The organism is Corynebacterium sp. MSK218 (assembly GCF_030232655.1).
Lineage (GTDB): Bacteria > Actinomycetota > Actinomycetes > Mycobacteriales > Mycobacteriaceae > Corynebacterium.
In genome coordinates this window covers 81,283-97,502 of record NZ_JASPGN010000005.1, presented here as the reverse complement: position 1 = coordinate 97,502, position 16,220 = coordinate 81,283, and the positions used below count along the sequence as shown (strand labels likewise).

Genomic DNA, 16,220 nt, shown 5'->3' with positions numbered 1-16,220 from the left:
ACGAAACACAGAGTGGAAGAGTACGTCGATACCGGCCTGGGAACCCCCGACCGCTTGGAGCGCCTGTGGGCGCCGTACCGCATGAGCTATATCAAGCGTGAGGGCGGTGCCGGCGACGTGCCCAAGACCGCTCGTAATCCTTTCGTTGAAATTCCGCAGATGTCGGACGAAGAGGGGCTCATCGTGGCTCGCGGTGAGCTGGTGTACTGCGTGCTTAATCTGTATCCCTACAACGCAGGCCACATGATGGTCATCCCGTACCGTCAAGAATCTGAGCTTGAGAATCTCACCGAAGAAGAGTCCCAGGAACTTTTCCGCTTTGCCCAGGCTGCCATTCGGGTTCTCAAAAAGGTTTCGGGCCCTGACGCGGTCAATGCTGGGTTTAACCTGGGACGCGCCTCGGGAGGATCTGTGGGTCAGCATCTCCACATGCATATTGTGCCGCGCTGGAGTGGAGACTCGAATTTCATGACTATTGTGGATGGAGTTAAAGTGCTGCCGCAGCTCCTCAAAGACACCCGCTCTCTGCTCGCACAGGGGTGGGCGGAGCTCGCTGACGAGGGACTCATTCCAGGAGAAGCACATGCTTAGTGTTCATGGGCGCAAGCCCGCCGCCGTGGTCGTGGTACCGGTGGCCAAGCTCTTTCTCAAGATGGGCTTGACCCCGAATGCGGTAACCGTGGTGGGCACCATCGTCACCATCGCCATCTCGGTCATCCTTATCCCGCTCGATCACCTTTTTGCTGCTGCTATTCTGTCCGGCCTGTTTTCTGCGTTCGACATGCTCGACGGCACAATGGCTCGCCTGACTACTGGCGGATCGAAGTTTGGCGCAACGCTGGATGCCTCATGTGACCGCATCACCGACGGCGCACTATTCGCCGCCATTGCCTATTGGATGGTCTACATTGACAATGCCCATCCATTGAACTTCGCCGCCTGCATGATTGTGCTGGTCAGCTCCCAGGTCATCTCTTATGTCAAGGCCCGTGGAGAAGCTTCCGGCTTTAAGATGGTCGGCGGTCTCGTCGAACGCCCCGAACGCCTTATCCTCGGCCTGGGTGGCGTGGGCCTCGAGGGGCTCGGCGTTCCCTATGCGCTGGAGATTGCGTTGTGGTTGCTGGCCGTGGGGTCGGTGTTCACGATCTACCAGCGCATGCGTCAGGCAGCACGCCAAGACACCACATCTCGGTTTATGAAGGACCTGTAGACCCTTAAGCCCCCATTCCCAAGGAGGGAGCATCTACCATGGCACGTGTGAATCGGGAGAACCTTACTGCTGCCGCATATATTGCTTGCTGGAAGATTGTGCGTTATCTTCCACAGCCGGTTGCTGCGTGGTTGTTTGAACGCGGCGCCGACTATGCCAGCGACAATGGTGCGGGGATGGAACAGCTACGCCAGAACCTCAGCCGTGTGGTGGGCCCAGAGAATGTCACCCGGACGTTGGTGCGGGACTCTATGCGATCCTATATGCGCTATTGGCTTGAGGCTTTTCGCCTGCCTGCCATTCACGCGGACCCGTCCTTACATGAGCAGCTTCTCGCTGGAATGAAAGGCAAAGAACATTCGGATGCGTCCATCGCGTCCGGCCGTGGAGTCATCTTCGCTTTGCCGCACTCGGGAAACTGGGACATGGCAGGTGTGTTCTGTGTGAACCACTATGGAGGGTTCACCACGGTGGCGGAGAGACTGAAGCCGGAGGCGCTTTTCGACGCCTTCGTGGACTACCGTGAGAGCCTCGGCTTCACCGTCCTGCCCTTGACCGGAGCCTCGTCCTCACCTTTCCCGCGTCTCAAAGACGCCTTAGAGCGTGGCGGTGTTGTGTGCCTTCTGGCTGAACGGGACCTTACCCGCACCGGCGTCACCGTGGATTTCATGGGGGAGGAGGCTAACGTGGCGGCTGGCCCGGCCCAATTGGCCATCGAGACTGGTGCGGCGCTGCATGTCGTGCATTCCTACTTCGACGGCGATGGCTGGGGGCTTTCCGTGAGCCCTGAAATAGAGGTCACAACGCTGCAGGAAACCTGCCAACGGATGGCGGACGGCTTTGCCGAGAATATCCGTGAGCATCCGGAAGACTGGCACATGCTGCAGCCACAGTGGAATGCGGACGTTGAACGTCGTCGCCGCAGGCAACTAGACAGGAAGTAGGCAAGAGAAGGACCCATCATGCGCATCGGTATTGTCTGTCCCTACTCTTTTGACGAGCCCGGCGGAGTTCAGGCCCACATCCTTGACCTGGCTACTGTCTTCATCGAGCAGGGGCACGACGTGCAGGTGTTGGGGCCGGCGGCGTCAAGCACGCAGGTGCCTAGCTTTGTCCACAAAGGCGGCTGGGCAATCCCGATTACCTATAACGGATCCGTGGCCCGCCTCGCTATCGGTCCGCACGTGGGCCGCAATATTAAACGTTTCATCCGGGAGGGGCAGTTCGACGTCCTTCATATCCACGAACCCAATTCGCCGAGCTACTCCATGGCAGCGTTGGCTATGGTCCAGGGGCCCATCGTGGCGACTTACCATGCGTCCGCCTCGAGTTCGCTGGTTCTCACCTTGGTCAAACCTATGCTTCGCCCGTACTTGGAAAAGATTCGCGGCGGAATTGCCGTGTCTGAGATGGCGCGGCGCTGGCAGGTGGAGCAGTTGGGTGGCGATCCCGTTCTTATCCCGAATGGCGTGGATACCTCGGTCTATGCCCGCGAACGCGCGCAAGCTAAAGACAACGCACAGCGCCGCGAAGGTGGTAGCGAGGAACCAGTGGAAATCGTGTTCTTGGGGCGACTTGATGAACCGCGCAAAGGCTTGGACATTCTGCTTGAGGCCCTCACACTTCTTCCCGAGAAGGTGCGCGTGACTGTCATGGGCGGTGGCCACCCACGTAGTGTTCCCGGCGTGGACTTCGTTGGCCGCGTTAGCGATGCGGAGAAGGCCGCCATCCTTGGGCGAGCGGATATCTATGTTGCCCCCAATACAGGAGGGGAGAGTTTCGGCATCGTGCTCGTGGAAGCTATGGCGGCGGGATGTGCTGTGGTGGCCTCAGACCTTGAGGCTTTTGCCGCGGTGTGCAATATCGAATCGGATTCTCCCGCGGGCGTGCTTTTCCGCAACGGGGACGTTACGGACCTTGCGCGAGTGCTTGAGGAGCTCGTGAGAAGTCCCGACAAGCGCGCGGCCTTGACTCGGGCAGGCGAGCAACGCGCTCGTGAGTACGACTGGGACCACGTTGCCGCAGCCGTGATGCAGGTCTATGAAACTGTGGCTGATGGAACGAAGGTACGGGTGAAATAGATGGCTATTGAACTCGTCATTGTCTTAGGCGTGGTGCTCGTTATCGCCATGTGGGCACTGTTGACGGCACAGCGCCTCAACTCTCTACACATCCGTACCGACGCGGCCCTCGCGCAGCTTGAGGCTACCCTCGACCGTAGAGCGGCGGTGGTCAGTGCGCTTGCTCCGGAGCTCGAGCACCTTGCGGCGCGCGCTGAGTCCACGGACTTGACCCAGGGTCATTTCGATGAGCGCACGACGCGTGAGCGGGAGCTATCTGCAGCGATTGCGCAGCGCTTTGATACCCGCCCTGCCTTGCTTGCCGACGCCGAAGGGCGCATCCACCTTGCTCACCGCTTTTACAACGAGGCTGTGAGCGATACCCGCGCACTACGCCTGCGTCCAGCGGTGAAGTGGCTGCGCTTGGGTGGCACAGCCAAGCTTCCGGAGTTTTTCGAGCTCAGCCAGATCGACGTTTAAGCTGCTCGTGCTGACCGCTCCGCGGCACGTGCGGCGGTGAATTCAAGGCGATGCCACATGAGGGCGGTCACAGTCATGCTGAGAATCAGCAGGTTGCGCACCACAAGCGCGTAGACCGGCCGCAGATTCTCACCTAGGTGAAGCCATACGTAGTCATAACCATAGGGATAGATATACGTCCCCAGTGCTGCAGCGGCTACCGCGAGAATGGCCATGATGGCGCGCAGCCCAGTGCGGTCGGGCGCCAACCGTTTTTCTTCTGGTGTCTCCCGGGGAATCTCCGCGCGGACAGCTACCGCGAGGATGGGGCCGAGCCACACGATGTACTGCGGTGAGAAGACCTTATTGGTTGCAATGAGCAGAAGAATTGCGGCAACAAAGAAGACAACGGTGGAATGAGCATCCCAGCCACCTCGCAGGAAACGAGAAGCGGCCACAGCGACCATCCACACCAGGGCACACACCATGGTGATGGTGCTGAGCGCTAGGGCAGTATCTACGCTAGGGCCGGTGATTTCATAACTCTTGGAGGCGGCATAACCTATTTCCCACGTCTCCGGGTGACGGTGCGCCTGAAGAACGTGCCACGTAGCCGCAAGAGACTCGATCTGAAGCCCCCGCTCCTCCTGATAGGACAGGGGAGACACAAGCCTATCCACGCTGGTCAGCGCTGCAACAGCCAGGCATATTCCGACAATAGTTCCACAGAATGCGGCTAGGCGTTGCCAGGTTGAATGTGAGCGAGCAGCCCCTACCAGGCCCGCGGCCAGTACGCCCGGCCAGAGCTTAACGGTGGTGGCCCACGCGAGGAGCGCAGACGCTATGCGTGGATGAGTAGCGAGGAGCGCGCCTGCGCCGGCGACGAGGAGCGCTGGGTACAAGTCAAGGCGCCACACAAAGACATGTCCGGCCGCCGTGCCGAAGAAAACCCAGAACCATGCGGCGGCAAACACAGAGCGCCGACCGTCATTGTTACGGAGGAGGAGAGCGAGGAAGAGGGCGTCAGCTAGCAGCATCATGACCGTAAAGGCCACGCGGTAGTTATCGGCGTTATCCCCGGTAAGCCATGCCAGGACAACGCTTGGCCACGTGCCCGGCTGCGGGTATTCCGTCATCGCGGAACCATCGTCGCCGTAGACGCCTTCGAGGTAGTAGTTGAGGTCTCCGCTTGGCATCCTATTGCCTAGGAGCATGGAAATGAGCAGGACGCGGGCAATAGCCCACCCAGCCCAGACGGCGGGTACTTTAGCGATTGTTTTCAATGGCGGACTCAACGTCGACGGGTGGACCCAGCATCAGAAGGATGCTGAAAACTATGGCTACGACAATGAGGCCAATGATGGCGGTGCGCACTGGATGGCGCACGGCCTGCGCGAGAATCGTGTCGAAGAAGCCCTGCGGCTGCGCATCGTCGGCAAAGCGCCACGGCCCATCAACGAACCCGCGCTTGGATACCCAGATAGCAAAGGGCAGCGCAGCGAACGGAATAACGGTCACTACCAAACCGAGGATGCCAATGCCTATTGGCCAGCGGTTATTAATCCACACCAGAGCGGTCATGAGCAAGAAGCACAGGAAACCAAAACCGTGGATTCCGCCCGCGCAAGGGGTAAGTGCCTCGGTGGTGCCGGAGTACTTGAGGATCATGGAGAGTATGAGTAGCGCCCATGTAAACATCTCCAGATAGGCGGCCACGCGGTGCACGCTGTGTGGGGTAGTTGACGTCATGCGGAACATACTACGCACTAACTCCGTAGGAGTTGAACCCTGTGAGTAGGATGGACGAGGTTAGTGTGGTGCGCGCCATAAGGAACAGATGAGGAGGATGACAGCATGGCATCGGTGGCACAGGCGGTCGATATCGAGCAGGTAGGTGAGGATGTTTTCCGCAGCCCTGTTGTGCCTTCCCGCATTGAGCGCACCTTTGGCGGTCAGACCATGGCGCAAGCACTCTACGCCGCGCAGCTCACCGTCGAAGATAAGCTGGCCCATTCACTGCACTGCTACTTCGTGGGGCCGGGGGATTCGAGCCAACCGGCAACTCTCCACGTCGAGCGTGTGCGCGATGGCCGCTCTTTTGCCACCCGGCACGTGCGCGTCTTTCAGGATGAGCGCCTTATCTTCCTACTCATCGCCAGCTTTCATAAGAACGGCGACACTGGTCCGGAGCACCAAGATCCAATGCCGGTGGTGCCCGCGCCGGAGACAATTACGGAGTCACCATACGCCACGCGCATCATTCTGAAGGAGTGGGAAGATTGGGACGTGCGTCTTGTCCCGGAAAAGGATCGTGATCCCACCGCTGCGGAAACGACGGGCGCGGGGTTTCGGAATATCTGGTTCCGTAACACGGGAGCCGCGCTTGCCGACGCCCCCTCCCAGGCCCTCCATCAGGCCGCACTGGCCTACATGTCGGACATGACTCTAATCCGCACTGCTCTCCTCCCGCACCAGGGTGACCGCATTCAGCTGGCGAGTCTTGATCACTCCCTGTGGTTCCTGCGCCCAGTGCGTGCAGATGAATGGATGCTCTATTCCCAATCGTCTCCTTCAGCACATTGCGGTACTGGTCTGGCACAAGGCAAGATTTTTAACCAACGCGGTGAACTGGTCGGCATAGCAATGCAGGAGGGGTTGACCCGAACGATGCGGGAGGACGTCGACGGCTCGACCGCCAACGGCAATTGGCAGAACGTCTGAGCCGACCGCGTCAGCAGACACCGTATTGGTGGCTGAGGCACCCCGAGTAATGCTGGCGGCGGCAGGGCCGTATAATTGCACCAGTTTCACACAGCCACTTCGAAAGGGATGACATGTCAGGCCACTCCAAATGGGCAACGACGAAGCACAAGAAGGCTGCCAACGACGCCAAGCGCGGCAAGGAATTTGCCAAGCTGATTAAGAACATCGAGGTGGCGGCACGCACCGGCGGTGGCGATCCCGCTGCTAATCCGACCCTCGATGACATGATTAAGAAGGCTAAGAAGGCCTCTGTTCCTAATGACAACATCGAGCGCGCCCGCAAGCGCGGTTCCGGCGAAGAGGCCGGCGGTGCTGATTGGGAAAACGTTATGTATGAGGGCTACGGCCCGAATGGCGTCGCCATGCTCATCGAGTGTCTGACGGATAACCGCAACCGTGCGGCGACAGAAGTGCGCACCGCGATGACGAAGAATGGCGGTAACTTGGGCGAATCTGGCTCTGTGGCGTACATGTTCTCCCGCGTCGGTCTGGTCTACGTGGAGAAGGGCGAGCTCAGTGAGGATGACATCCTCCTCGCTGTTCTGGAGGCAGGCGCCGAAGAGGTCAATGATAACGGCGAGAAGTTCGAAATCACCTGCGCTCCCGGCGATATCACCGCCGTGCGTGAGGCGCTGGTCGAGGCAGACATCGAGGTTGATGACACCGATACCGATTTCCGCGCCTCCGTTGATGTCCCGCTGCAGGCAGACGATGCGCGCAAGATCTTCCGCCTCATCGATGCGCTCGAGGACTCCGACGATGTCCAGAACGTCTACACGAACATGGACTTGAGCGACGAGGTCCTCGCTGAACTCGACGCCGACTAACCTCGGCGCTGACTACTTCCTCAACTCCAGGCCGTCGATGCCGTGCACCGTCACGGTTTCGGACAGTGGTGCGCGGCCCGGATTGGTGTTGAAGACCGGGCTAGTCTCATCGGCCTTACCGAAGGTAATGGCGGTCACTAGCTTCTGGTCCTCATCCACGCCGAGGAAGTCGCGGACGGTGGGCGCGAGCAAAGACACCATGCCCTGCGGCACGCCGTGGTAGCCGTGTGCTGTTAGGGAAAGCAGGAAATTTTCTGCGTACGTACCCTGATCGAAGGACGCGCGGATGCGGTCACCCAAGGGTGGGATGAACAGTAATGCGGTGTGGGGTGCGCCGAAGAAGCGCAGATTCTCCCTCACGAATTCCTTGCGGCCCTCGGCGTCTTCGCGTGCGATGCCGATAAGGCCGTACATTTTTGCAGCCAAGTGCTGGGAGCGCTTGGGGTGAATTCCCTTACCGTAGTCAATGGTGAAATCCGGGTTGAGGCCGTTGGTATCGAACTCCTTAATGAGTTCCGCGCTCAACTCCTTGAGTTTCTCGCCACCCACGAGGTGGACGTTCCACGGCTGGGTGTTGGAGTTGGAGGGGGCGGATTGGGCGTCGATAAGCACCTGCTCAATGACCTCAACTGGGAGGGGCTCCGGTAAGAACGCGCGCGGGGAGTGGCGGGAGCGGATGAAATCAGACAATTCTTGTGAATGTGTTGACATGCGGGCCACTGTACGCGCTTTAATCATGAGAGCGAACCGCGGTGGAGGGTGTAGAACACGTGTGTGTACACTAGCTCGTGGTGGTACACGGTAAGGAGGCCGCGGTGAACTTGGAAGGCTTGCGCGTAATGGGCATTGACCCAGGTCTAACGCGCTGCGGTCTGTCCGTTGTCCAAGCAGGGCGTGGGCGCGCGGTTATCCCCATTGCCGTGGGAGTTGTGCGCACGCCCAGCGATAAGGATTTGGGAGAGCGTCTCCAGCGCCTTTCAGTGGCTGTGCGAGAGTGGATGGATGACTACCAACCACAGGTGGTCGCTCTCGAGCGCGTATTCGAACGCGGTGAAGTCTCCACCGTCATGCAGACTGCCCATGCAGTGGGCGTTCTCGTCCTTGCCGCGGCCGAGCGAGACATCCCCGTGCACATGTACACCCCGTCGGAGGTGAAGAAGGCTGTGTCCGGAAACGGGCGCGCGGACAAGAAGCAGATGACTGCCATGATTACCCGTATCCTGGGGCTCAGTGAAGCTCCGAAGCCGGCGGACGCGGCCGATGCTTTGGCGCTAGCGGTGTGCCACTGTTGGCGCGCTCCGGCATTGGCGTGGGTAAATGGCAGTGATCCCAGTGCCGGGGTAGGCGCCGGCGCGCGCACCAGCGGGGTACGGGGAACCTCGCCCCGCACAGCATCGGTCTCCCGTACGCCCTCAACTACTACGAAGTAAGGAAAAGCCATGATTGCGTCCCTGCGCGGAACCGTCCTTGATATCCAGCTTGATCACGTCGTGCTCGAGTGCGCTGGTGTGGGTTATAAGGTGCTGGCCACGCCGACGACGCTGGGAACTCTCCAGCGTGGGGAAGAAGCCCAGGTCATGACAACGTTGGTGGTCAAGGAAGATTCCATGACACTCTATGGCTTTACCAGCACCGATGATCGCGATATGTTCCATGTGCTGCAGACGGTGTCTGGGCTGGGGCCGAAGCTGGCGCTGGCGGCCTTGTCCGTGATGGGCGCTGGGGATTTGGCACAGGCGATTGCGGGGGAGGAGTCCGCGCGCCTGCAAAAGATTCCGGGCGTGGGCAAGCGCATGGCGCAACGCCTCGTGCTGGAGCTCAAGGACAAGGTGTCAGGTTTTGCGCCGGCGCTTTCCGACGTCCCACCGGCCGCCCCCACAGCCACCGGCCCCGTTGTGGACGATGTTGTCGAAGCACTGGTGGGCCTTGGCTTTAGCGACAAGGCCGCACGTCCCGTTGTTGAGGCCGTGGCTGCGGAGCAGCCTGATGCGGCGACACCGGTTGTGTTGCGTGCAGCGCTGAGCCAGCTGGGCGCGAAGAAGTAGGAGAGCGGCTGTCATGTCTGATGTAGAACGCACTGAATTCAAGCTCCCTGACGGGATGAATCTGTCTGCCCCACCGCAGCGTAACCAGGACGTCGATGCGATAGAGCAGCAGGGAGAGCACGACATTGAACGCTCCCTGCGCCCGAAGTCTCTTGATGAGTTCATTGGCCAACCTAAGGTGCGCGAACAGCTCTCACTCGTGCTCAACGGCGCGAAGAATCGCGGGGTAACTCCGGACCACGTGTTGCTCTCCGGGCCGCCGGGTCTGGGAAAGACGACCATGGCGATGATTATTGCCCAGGAACTGGGCACCTCTTTGCGCATGACGTCCGGTCCGGCACTGGAACGAGCGGGAGATTTGGCAGCGATGCTGTCGAATTTGATGGAAGGCGATGTCCTTTTTATCGACGAGATCCACCGCATCGCGCGGCCCGCAGAGGAAATGCTCTACATGGCCATGGAGGATTTTCGCATCGATGTCATCGTGGGCAAGGGCCCTGGTGCTACGTCGATTCCCTTGGAGATCCCGCCCTTCACCTTGGTAGGTGCCACGACGCGTGCCGGAATGCTCACCGGCCCGTTGCGTGACCGTTTCGGCTTCACCGCGCAAATGGAGTACTACGACACCGCGGATTTGACCAAGGTCATTACGCGCGCGGCGACCATCCTCGATGTCGATATTGACCCGGATGCCGCCGTGGAGATTGGCTCGCGCTCTCGCGGTACCCCGCGCATTGCGAACCGTTTGCTGCGCCGTGTGCGTGATTATGCCGAGGTGAACGGCGACGGTCATATTGATGTTGAGGCGGCACAAGGAGCGCTAGAGGTCTTCGATGTCGATGAGCGTGGACTCGACCGTCTCGACCGAGCTGTCCTCGAAGCCCTCATTAAAGGCCACGGCGGCGGGCCCGTCGGTGTTAATACCTTGGCTATTGCGGTGGGTGAGGAGCCCTCCACCGTGGAAGAAGTCTGTGAGCCTTACCTCGTGCGCGCTGGCATGGTGTCCCGCACCGGACGTGGCCGTGTTGCCACCGCGGCGGCGTGGCAGCATCTGGGCCTTGAAGCCCCAGACGGAGCGCTCGGCGGCGGGTTGTTCTAATTGGCCCGTCAGGCAGGGTTTCTGGCACACTAGCCACTTATGAATGGTACTCAACTAGTTCTTCTTCTCGTCCTCGCTGTCCTCGTCATCCTGCCGAGCTTCATGACAATGCGCGCACAGCGCAAGCGTCAGAACCAGATGAAGGAGCTGCAGTCTTCCCTGACTCCCGGCCAGAACGTCATTACGGCAGGTGGCTTGCACGGGACGGTCGTCGAGAAGCATGGCGAGCAGATTGATCTGCGTGTCAAGGACGGCACCGTCATGACCTTCGACACCATGGCGATTGTGCGGTCTGCCGATACCGCCGAGGGTGTGGCGGGGGCCGATACGACGGCCAACGACGACAACGACGAGCGCTTTCCCAAGCTTTAAATTTAGTTGCGCTCGTCACATCGCGGGCGCCTCACCTTAAGCCTGTTAAGGAAAACAACAGTCCATGACGTACGATGATGGACTGTGCTTTAGTCATGGTGCGTTCATCGACGCCATGACCTTTGAGTTTTAGCCCTGTTCCTCACAACACAGGAGATCTTTGTGTCCGCATCGAAACGTGGCGGTGTCAACACCAGCCAACGGCAATGGCCCAAGCGCGCGCTGGCGCTCTTCGCGCTCATTGTCATCCTGATTTATGCCCTCATTTTCTTGACCGGCAACAAGTCGGCCACACCTAAGCTGGGTATTGACCTGCAGGGCGGTACCCGAGTGACCCTCGTGCCCCAAGGCGAGGAGCCAACCCAAGAGCAGTTGCAGCAAGCGCGCACCATTTTGGAGCAGCGCGTGAACGGCATGGGTGTTTCTGGCTCTGAGGTCGTCATCAACGGTTCCACCCTGGTCATTACCGTGCCGGGTGAGGATGCCTCCCAGGCCCAGGCAGTGGGCCAGACCTCCCAACTTCTCTTCCGCCCGGTAGGCGAGCAGCCGATGCCGGACCTGGGGAAGCTGGAGAAGACGATGACGGACATGGCCAACCGCTGGGTCAAATACGGCATTTCTACCCCGGAGCACGCCAATGAGGCGCTGGCATCTATCCACGAGGCGCTCAACTCCGCGAACGACCCTGCCGCTGAGGGCGAGGACGCAAAGAAGAAGGACGACAAGAAGTCCAAGGCTCCTACCGTGACTGAGAAGCCGCTGCCGGAGCCGGCTAACTCCGTGGAGGAGACTGAGCGCCGCGAAAAGGTCAACGACGTGCTTCTCAAGGACCGTCAGTCGGAGGACCCGACCGCGCAGACCGCGGCACTGGGCCTGATGTCTTGTGACGCCGAGACGGACGCGCTGGCTGGCACCGATGATCCGGCTAAGCCGCTCGTGGCCTGTGATTACTCTAATCAGCAGCCCTACCTGTTGAACCCCGCCCCGCTTCTCGACGGCATCACGGACCCTAACGGCACCCGCTTGACCGGTAACGAGATTGATACCGACGCGCCGATTACCGGTGGTCTGAACCCGCAGACCGGTCAGATGGAGATCGGCTTTGCCTTCAAGACGGGTACCGGCCCCAACGGTTCCCAAACCTGGGCCACCCTGACTCAGGAGAACCTGCACAAGCAGGTCGCTATCACTCTGGACTCCGCTGTGATTTCTGCTCCGGTTATCCAGGGCCCAACCCCGGTGGGCTCAGCTACCTCCATTACTGGTGACTTCAGCCAGGAGGAAGCCCAGGGGCTCGCGAATAACCTTCGCTACGGTGCGCTGCCGCTGTCCTTTACCGGTGCTAATGGCGAGTCCGGCGGAACGGTCGAGACGGTGCCGCCATCACTGGGTAAGGCCGCGCTCGAAGCTGCCCTCATCGCCGGCATCGTTGGCTTTATCCTCGTTGCTGCCTACGCCATCTACTACTTCCGTGCCCTGTCCTGGGTGTCGCTCTTCCTACTCGTCGTTACGGGCGTGCTGACCTATGGCGCCCTGGTTCTCCTGGGCCGCTGGATTGGCTACTCCCTTGACCTGTCTGGCATGGCTGGTCTGGTCATCGGTATTGGCGCAACGGCCGACTCCTTCGTGGTCTACTACGAACGCATCAAGGATGAGTTGCTGGAGGGCCGTACGTTCCGTTCCGCTACCCGTACCGCATGGGAGCGTTCGCGCTCGACGATTGTCACCGGTAATGCTGTGACACTCATCGGTGCGGTCGTGGTTTACTTCCTGGCTATCGGCGAGGTCAAGGGCTTCGCCTTCACGATGGGTCTGACCACCGTCTTCGACCTCCTCGTGTCCTTCCTAGTCATGGCTCCGCTCATGCAAATCGTTGGCCGCCGCCCAATGTATGCGAAGCCCTCCATGAATGGCCTGGGCGGCATCTACAATCTGGTGGAGGAACGCCGAGAGCGCGGCTACTACGCCAAGAAGACGGAGAAGGCTGACACTACCGCTGGGGATGCTCAGGGGAGCGTCGCCAAGCCCATCGCGACTGCTACGGACGAGGAGAAATAAACCATGGCTGTCGATACCACCACTCGCAAGATTTCCCGCATGGACCGCCTCTACGAGGATGAGGGCGGATTCGATTTCGTTGGTCGCTCCAAGACCTGGTACACCATCGCCGGTGTTCTTCTCATCGCCTCGATCCTGGCGATTGCCATCCGTGGCTTTACCTTGTCCCTCGACTTCGAGGGCGGCACCAAACTCACCATGCCGGCAGGCGACCTCACCACAGAGCAGATTGAAGAGACCTTCACCGAGTCCACCGGCATCGAGCCAGAACTGGTGCAGATTGTCGGCGCGGGTTCCTCCGAAACCCTCGAGGTCACCTCGGAGCGCCTCTCCGCAGAAGAGGTGAACCAGGCACGCCAGGCCATCTTTGAAAAGTTCCAGGTCAAAGATGAGACCGGCACGCCAAGCCCCGATGCCATCGGTTCCTCCACTGTCTCCGAATCCTGGGGCTCATCGATTACCCAGCGCATGATCATCGCCATGCTCGTCTTCTTCGTCGTGGCAACCATCTACGTGGCCGTGCGTTTGCAGCGCGACATGGCATTTGCCGCCATTCTCGCGCTCATCTTTGACGGTGTCTTTATCGCCGGTATTTACGCCCTCTTCGGCTTTGAGGTCTCCCCGGCGGTCATTATCGGTCTGCTGACCGTGCTGACCTTCTCCCTCTATGACTCCGTCATCGTCTTTGACAAGGTGGACGAGAATACAACCGGCCTGGAAGGCCAACGCTCCAAGACCTATGCCGAGCTCACCAACCTGGCCATTAACCAAACGGTCATGCGCTCGATTTCGACGTCCGTGATTTCCGCACTGCCCATCATCGCGCTCTTCATCGTCGCCATCTGGCTGATGGGTATCGGCACCTTGCGTGACCTCGCGCTGATTCAGTTCATCGGTGTCATCGAGGGTATTTTCTCCTCCATCTTTTTCGCCACTACCTTGCTCGTGACCTTGGCTAACAGACGCAAGAGTGTGAAGAAGCACAACGAGGTTGTAGCGGCCTACCGGGCGGAGGGCTCGCACGCAGTAGACACTAACGTTTCCAGTGAGAAGTCCCTTCGCACCGTGGCGTCCCCGGCAAAGGCATCGCAGCCCCGTACCGAGGAGTCTGGCGGCGCCTCGTGGCGCCCCGGGCGCTAAATCATGCGTTACTCATTAGGGGCGGCACTGCTCGCAGTAGCAGTAACCGCCTCCGCATGCGGGGAAGGCCGGGACGCAGCGCTTGACGACGTCCCCCCAACCCCCTCTTTCGACCTCCTCACCGATGTCCGCTTGGCCAGCACCAACGCGGCAACGCCGTGGGGTGATGCCATGGGCGCGTCACAGCTTGCTAGCCGCATATATCCAGCGATGTACGTCCCAGGGCCAGCCGGCCAAATGATTCCGAACTCGGATCTGATCCACGCTGAGTATTACCCCTCCGATGCGGAGCATCCGGGTGCACACGTGGATTTCAAGATTACGGACCAGGCTAAGTTCTCTGATGATGTTCCGGTCACGTGCGATGACTACTTGCTGTCCTATACCGCGGGCCTGCTTAACCAAACCTTCGGATCTCGCCTGCCGTTGGTAGAGGATATCGCCGCGATGGAGTGCGCTCCAGAGTCAAAGGAATTCACGGTCTGGTTCAACCCTGATTCTGGTTCGCGCTGGCGGTATCTTTTCGGCCCCGGCACCGTTCTTCCTGCACATGCGATTGCGCAACGCTCAGGGTTGAACGTGGAGGAACTCAACGCCGCATTGCACGCACAGGATCCGTCGATGCTTGAGCAGGTGGCCCAGATCTGGCGCGACGGTTTTTCCACCGAACCTGGGCACTTTGACCCCGAATTGCAGGTGTCTTTTGGCCCCTATGTCATCGACCGCGTGGAAGACTCGGGCGCCGTCGTGTTAAAGGCCAATGACTCCTACTACGGCGACAAGCCTGAGCTCGAGGAGGTCGTGGTCTGGCCCGATACTGCCGAGGCCACCGCGCTTCTCGAGTCCGATGAATTACGCGTTGCAGAATCCCACCTCAAGGAACCCTCCTGGTTGGATCGCAATGCTGAAGGTAATCCTTTCGACGTCACTCCGGTAGTCGGTACCCTTACCGATACCTTTAGCTTCTCCGACGCTGGGCTGTTTTCTCAGCCGTGGGCACGTCAGGCTTTCGCTGCTTGCGTGGATACCGAGCGCCTTGCGGACGCAGCCAGCCGGCAGTCGGGAGTGGAGGTTCCCGCGGTCCACGTTCGCACCGTACCGCACGATGATCCGGTGGCGGCGCAGATGGCGTCGATAAGCAGGGTGCCCATTGAGCCAGCGGTCGCAGGAGGCCTGGCAGGGACCACCATCGGCGTGGGGTACTTGGCCCCCAATCCACGCTACGAGGCCATGTTGGAGGAACTCCGTGCAGTGTGCGAGCCTTCTGGAATTACCATTGAGGATCGCTCCGGAGACCGCGTTACTCGCGCCGATCTTGCTGCGGACCCTACCACTGGACTTCCCGGCATCGATGTCTACTTAGGTCCCGTGGACCCGTTGCGCGAATACTCTGCCCCGACATCCAGCGTGAAGAATTCGCGTGCCTTGCGCGAGCTGGAGCAACAGCTCTGGGAGGAGTTGCCGTCGATCCCGGTATCGGCCCAGCCCCGGAGTTTCATCGTTGACCGCGCTGTTTCGGGCGTGGTGCCCTACACTGGCCCTGCCGGCATCGGGTGGAATCTCGACCGCTGGAGTGATACCCGAAACCAAGAAACCGAAGCAAAGGAAGAGTCGTGAGCGAAATTTACGCCGCAGCAGCACAAGCCTTGAAAGACAAGGTTCGCCTGGTCCAGGACTTCCCAGAGGAAGGCATCCTGTTTGAGGATCTCACCCCGGTCCTGGCGGATGCTGCATCTTTTACTGCCGTGGTCGATGGCTTAGCGGAAGCCTGCAAGGAACTGGGCGCCGACATGGTTGGCGGGTTGGATGCACGTGGTTTCTTGCTCGGCTCCGCCGTGGCCTACAAGCTTGAGATGGGAATCTTGGCCATCCGTAAGAAGGGAAAGCTGCCGCCGCCGGTGCTTACTCAGGAATATGAGCTGGAGTACGGTAAAGCGGCCCTGGAGATTCCGAATAGTGGTATTGACATTAAAGGCAAGCGCATCGTGCTTGTCGACGACGTCCTCGCCACCGGCGGCACCCTGTATGGCGCCAAAATGCTGCTTGAAGCAGCCGGGGCTGAGGTCGCAGGCAACGTCGTCGTGCTGGAGGTCAACGGATTGCAGGGACGTCAACGCCTCGAAGGAACACCCTTGGTTGTGCTGAACCAGATGGGGGCGGCGGACTAAGCTTGTATGCCTAAGCGAT

The 16,220-nt window shown here is 59.9% G+C and carries 18 protein-coding genes; 15 read left to right on the top strand and 3 right to left on the bottom strand.

Features of this window, described 5'->3' with window-relative positions:
* Positions 1-12 precede the first annotated feature (12 nt).
* From QP922_RS05490 to QP922_RS05470, 5 genes are read left to right on the top strand one after another with little or no spacing between them, the layout of a single operon-like run.
* A complete protein-coding gene (locus QP922_RS05490; protein WP_284808243.1) occupies positions 13-591 on the top strand; it encodes an ATP adenylyltransferase in 579 nt (192 codons plus the stop codon).
* A complete protein-coding gene (gene pgsA, locus QP922_RS05485) occupies positions 584-1,210 on the top strand; it encodes a phosphatidylinositol phosphate synthase (protein WP_204099980.1) in 627 nt (208 codons plus the stop codon). The genes QP922_RS05490 and pgsA overlap by 8 nt, the downstream gene beginning before the upstream one ends.
* Before the next feature lie 38 nt (positions 1,211-1,248).
* Complete coding sequence (locus tag QP922_RS05480) at positions 1,249-2,154, top strand: phosphatidylinositol mannoside acyltransferase (RefSeq protein WP_284808242.1); 906 nt, start codon at positions 1,249-1,251, stop codon at positions 2,152-2,154.
* Positions 2,155-2,172: 18 nt separating this feature from the next.
* A complete protein-coding gene (locus tag QP922_RS05475) occupies positions 2,173-3,291 on the top strand; it encodes a glycosyltransferase family 4 protein (RefSeq protein ID WP_284808241.1) in 1,119 nt (372 codons plus the stop codon).
* Entirely contained in the window at positions 3,292-3,750 is a 459-nt protein-coding gene (locus QP922_RS05470) for a hypothetical protein (RefSeq protein WP_284808240.1), read from the top strand. It begins immediately after the preceding gene.
* Here QP922_RS05470 and QP922_RS05465 read toward each other — a convergent pair.
* Both QP922_RS05465 and QP922_RS05460 read right to left on the bottom strand, forming a co-directional pair.
* The gene (locus tag QP922_RS05465; RefSeq protein WP_284808239.1) at positions 3,747-4,925 is read right to left on the bottom strand and encodes a glycosyltransferase family protein; all 1,179 of its coding nucleotides are present in this window, start codon (positions 4,923-4,925) and stop codon (positions 3,747-3,749) included. The two genes, QP922_RS05470 and QP922_RS05465, sit on opposite strands and share 4 nt — an antisense overlap.
* 70 nt (positions 4,926-4,995) lie before the next feature.
* Complete coding sequence (locus QP922_RS05460) at positions 4,996-5,478, bottom strand: DUF3817 domain-containing protein (protein ID WP_284808238.1); 483 nt, start codon at positions 5,476-5,478, stop codon at positions 4,996-4,998.
* A gap of 105 nt (positions 5,479-5,583) precedes the next feature.
* On the opposite strand from QP922_RS05460, the gene QP922_RS05455 reads away from it, so the two are divergent.
* Both QP922_RS05455 and QP922_RS05450 read left to right on the top strand, forming a co-directional pair.
* The gene (locus QP922_RS05455) at positions 5,584-6,450 is read left to right on the top strand and encodes an acyl-CoA thioesterase (protein ID WP_284808237.1); all 867 of its coding nucleotides are present in this window, start codon (positions 5,584-5,586) and stop codon (positions 6,448-6,450) included.
* Between the two features lie 113 nt (positions 6,451-6,563).
* Entirely contained in the window at positions 6,564-7,319 is a 756-nt protein-coding gene (locus tag QP922_RS05450) for a YebC/PmpR family DNA-binding transcriptional regulator (protein ID WP_070672020.1), read from the top strand.
* 12 nt (positions 7,320-7,331) lie between these two features.
* On the opposite strand, the gene QP922_RS05445 is transcribed toward QP922_RS05450, so the two are convergent.
* On the bottom strand, positions 7,332-8,030 hold the full coding sequence (locus QP922_RS05445; RefSeq protein ID WP_284808236.1) for a nitroreductase: 699 nt from the start codon (positions 8,028-8,030) through the stop codon (positions 7,332-7,334).
* A 104-nt stretch (positions 8,031-8,134) separates the two neighbouring features.
* Between QP922_RS05445 and ruvC the strand changes: the two genes are divergently transcribed.
* The 8 genes from ruvC (at position 8,135) to QP922_RS05405 (ending at position 16,201) form a co-directional block, all read left to right on the top strand.
* Positions 8,135-8,749, top strand: coding sequence for a crossover junction endodeoxyribonuclease RuvC (gene ruvC, locus QP922_RS05440; protein WP_070672018.1), 615 nt, complete (start codon positions 8,135-8,137; stop codon positions 8,747-8,749).
* Positions 8,750-8,758: 9 nt separating this feature from the next.
* Positions 8,759-9,364 (top strand): Holliday junction branch migration protein RuvA, encoded by a 606-nt coding sequence (ruvA, locus tag QP922_RS05435; RefSeq protein WP_284808235.1) that lies wholly within the window; start codon positions 8,759-8,761, stop codon positions 9,362-9,364.
* A 13-nt stretch (positions 9,365-9,377) separates the two neighbouring features.
* Entirely contained in the window at positions 9,378-10,463 is a 1,086-nt protein-coding gene (gene ruvB, locus QP922_RS05430) for a Holliday junction branch migration DNA helicase RuvB (protein WP_284808234.1), read from the top strand.
* A 39-nt stretch (positions 10,464-10,502) separates the two neighbouring features.
* Positions 10,503-10,835 (top strand): preprotein translocase subunit YajC, encoded by a 333-nt coding sequence (gene yajC, locus QP922_RS05425; protein WP_070672010.1) that lies wholly within the window; start codon positions 10,503-10,505, stop codon positions 10,833-10,835.
* Positions 10,836-10,997: 162 nt separating this feature from the next.
* On the top strand, positions 10,998-12,893 hold the full coding sequence (gene secD, locus QP922_RS05420) for a protein translocase subunit SecD (protein ID WP_284808233.1): 1,896 nt from the start codon (positions 10,998-11,000) through the stop codon (positions 12,891-12,893).
* Between the two features lie 3 nt (positions 12,894-12,896).
* Positions 12,897-14,033 carry a protein translocase subunit SecF gene (secF, locus tag QP922_RS05415; RefSeq protein WP_284808232.1) on the top strand — a complete coding sequence of 379 codons (1,137 nt, stop codon included), beginning with the start codon at positions 12,897-12,899 and terminating at the stop codon, positions 14,031-14,033.
* Between the two features lie 3 nt (positions 14,034-14,036).
* Positions 14,037-15,650, top strand: coding sequence for an ABC transporter substrate-binding protein (locus QP922_RS05410; protein WP_284808231.1), 1,614 nt, complete (start codon positions 14,037-14,039; stop codon positions 15,648-15,650).
* Positions 15,647-16,201: an adenine phosphoribosyltransferase gene (locus QP922_RS05405; protein WP_284808230.1), complete on the top strand. Its 555-nt coding sequence runs from the start codon at positions 15,647-15,649 to the stop codon at positions 16,199-16,201. The genes QP922_RS05410 and QP922_RS05405 overlap by 4 nt, the downstream gene beginning before the upstream one ends.
* Positions 16,202-16,220 lie beyond the last annotated feature (19 nt).

Excerpts from the sequence above, each read along its gene's own strand:
- ruvA (WP_284808235.1), top strand. The coding sequence starts at position 8,759 with ATGATTGCGTCCCTGCGCGGAACCGTCCTTGATATCCAGCTTGATCAC.
- QP922_RS05460 (WP_284808238.1), bottom strand. The coding sequence starts at position 5,478 with ATGACGTCAACTACCCCACACAGCGTGCACCGCGTGGCCGCCTATCTG.
- QP922_RS05470 (WP_284808240.1), top strand. The coding sequence starts at position 3,292 with ATGGCTATTGAACTCGTCATTGTCTTAGGCGTGGTGCTCGTTATCGCC.
- QP922_RS05445 (WP_284808236.1), bottom strand. The coding sequence starts at position 8,030 with ATGTCAACACATTCACAAGAATTGTCTGATTTCATCCGCTCCCGCCAC.
- QP922_RS05455 (WP_284808237.1), top strand. The coding sequence starts at position 5,584 with ATGGCATCGGTGGCACAGGCGGTCGATATCGAGCAGGTAGGTGAGGAT.
- pgsA (WP_204099980.1), top strand. The coding sequence starts at position 584 with ATGCTTAGTGTTCATGGGCGCAAGCCCGCCGCCGTGGTCGTGGTACCG.
- yajC (WP_070672010.1), top strand. The coding sequence starts at position 10,503 with ATGAATGGTACTCAACTAGTTCTTCTTCTCGTCCTCGCTGTCCTCGTC.
- secF (WP_284808232.1), top strand. The coding sequence starts at position 12,897 with ATGGCTGTCGATACCACCACTCGCAAGATTTCCCGCATGGACCGCCTC.
- QP922_RS05410 (WP_284808231.1), top strand. The coding sequence starts at position 14,037 with ATGCGTTACTCATTAGGGGCGGCACTGCTCGCAGTAGCAGTAACCGCC.
- QP922_RS05480 (WP_284808242.1), top strand. The coding sequence starts at position 1,249 with ATGGCACGTGTGAATCGGGAGAACCTTACTGCTGCCGCATATATTGCT.
- ruvB (WP_284808234.1), top strand. The coding sequence starts at position 9,378 with ATGTCTGATGTAGAACGCACTGAATTCAAGCTCCCTGACGGGATGAAT.
- QP922_RS05475 (WP_284808241.1), top strand. The coding sequence starts at position 2,173 with ATGCGCATCGGTATTGTCTGTCCCTACTCTTTTGACGAGCCCGGCGGA.
- QP922_RS05450 (WP_070672020.1), top strand. The coding sequence starts at position 6,564 with ATGTCAGGCCACTCCAAATGGGCAACGACGAAGCACAAGAAGGCTGCC.
- QP922_RS05465 (WP_284808239.1), bottom strand. The coding sequence starts at position 4,925 with ATGCCAAGCGGAGACCTCAACTACTACCTCGAAGGCGTCTACGGCGAC.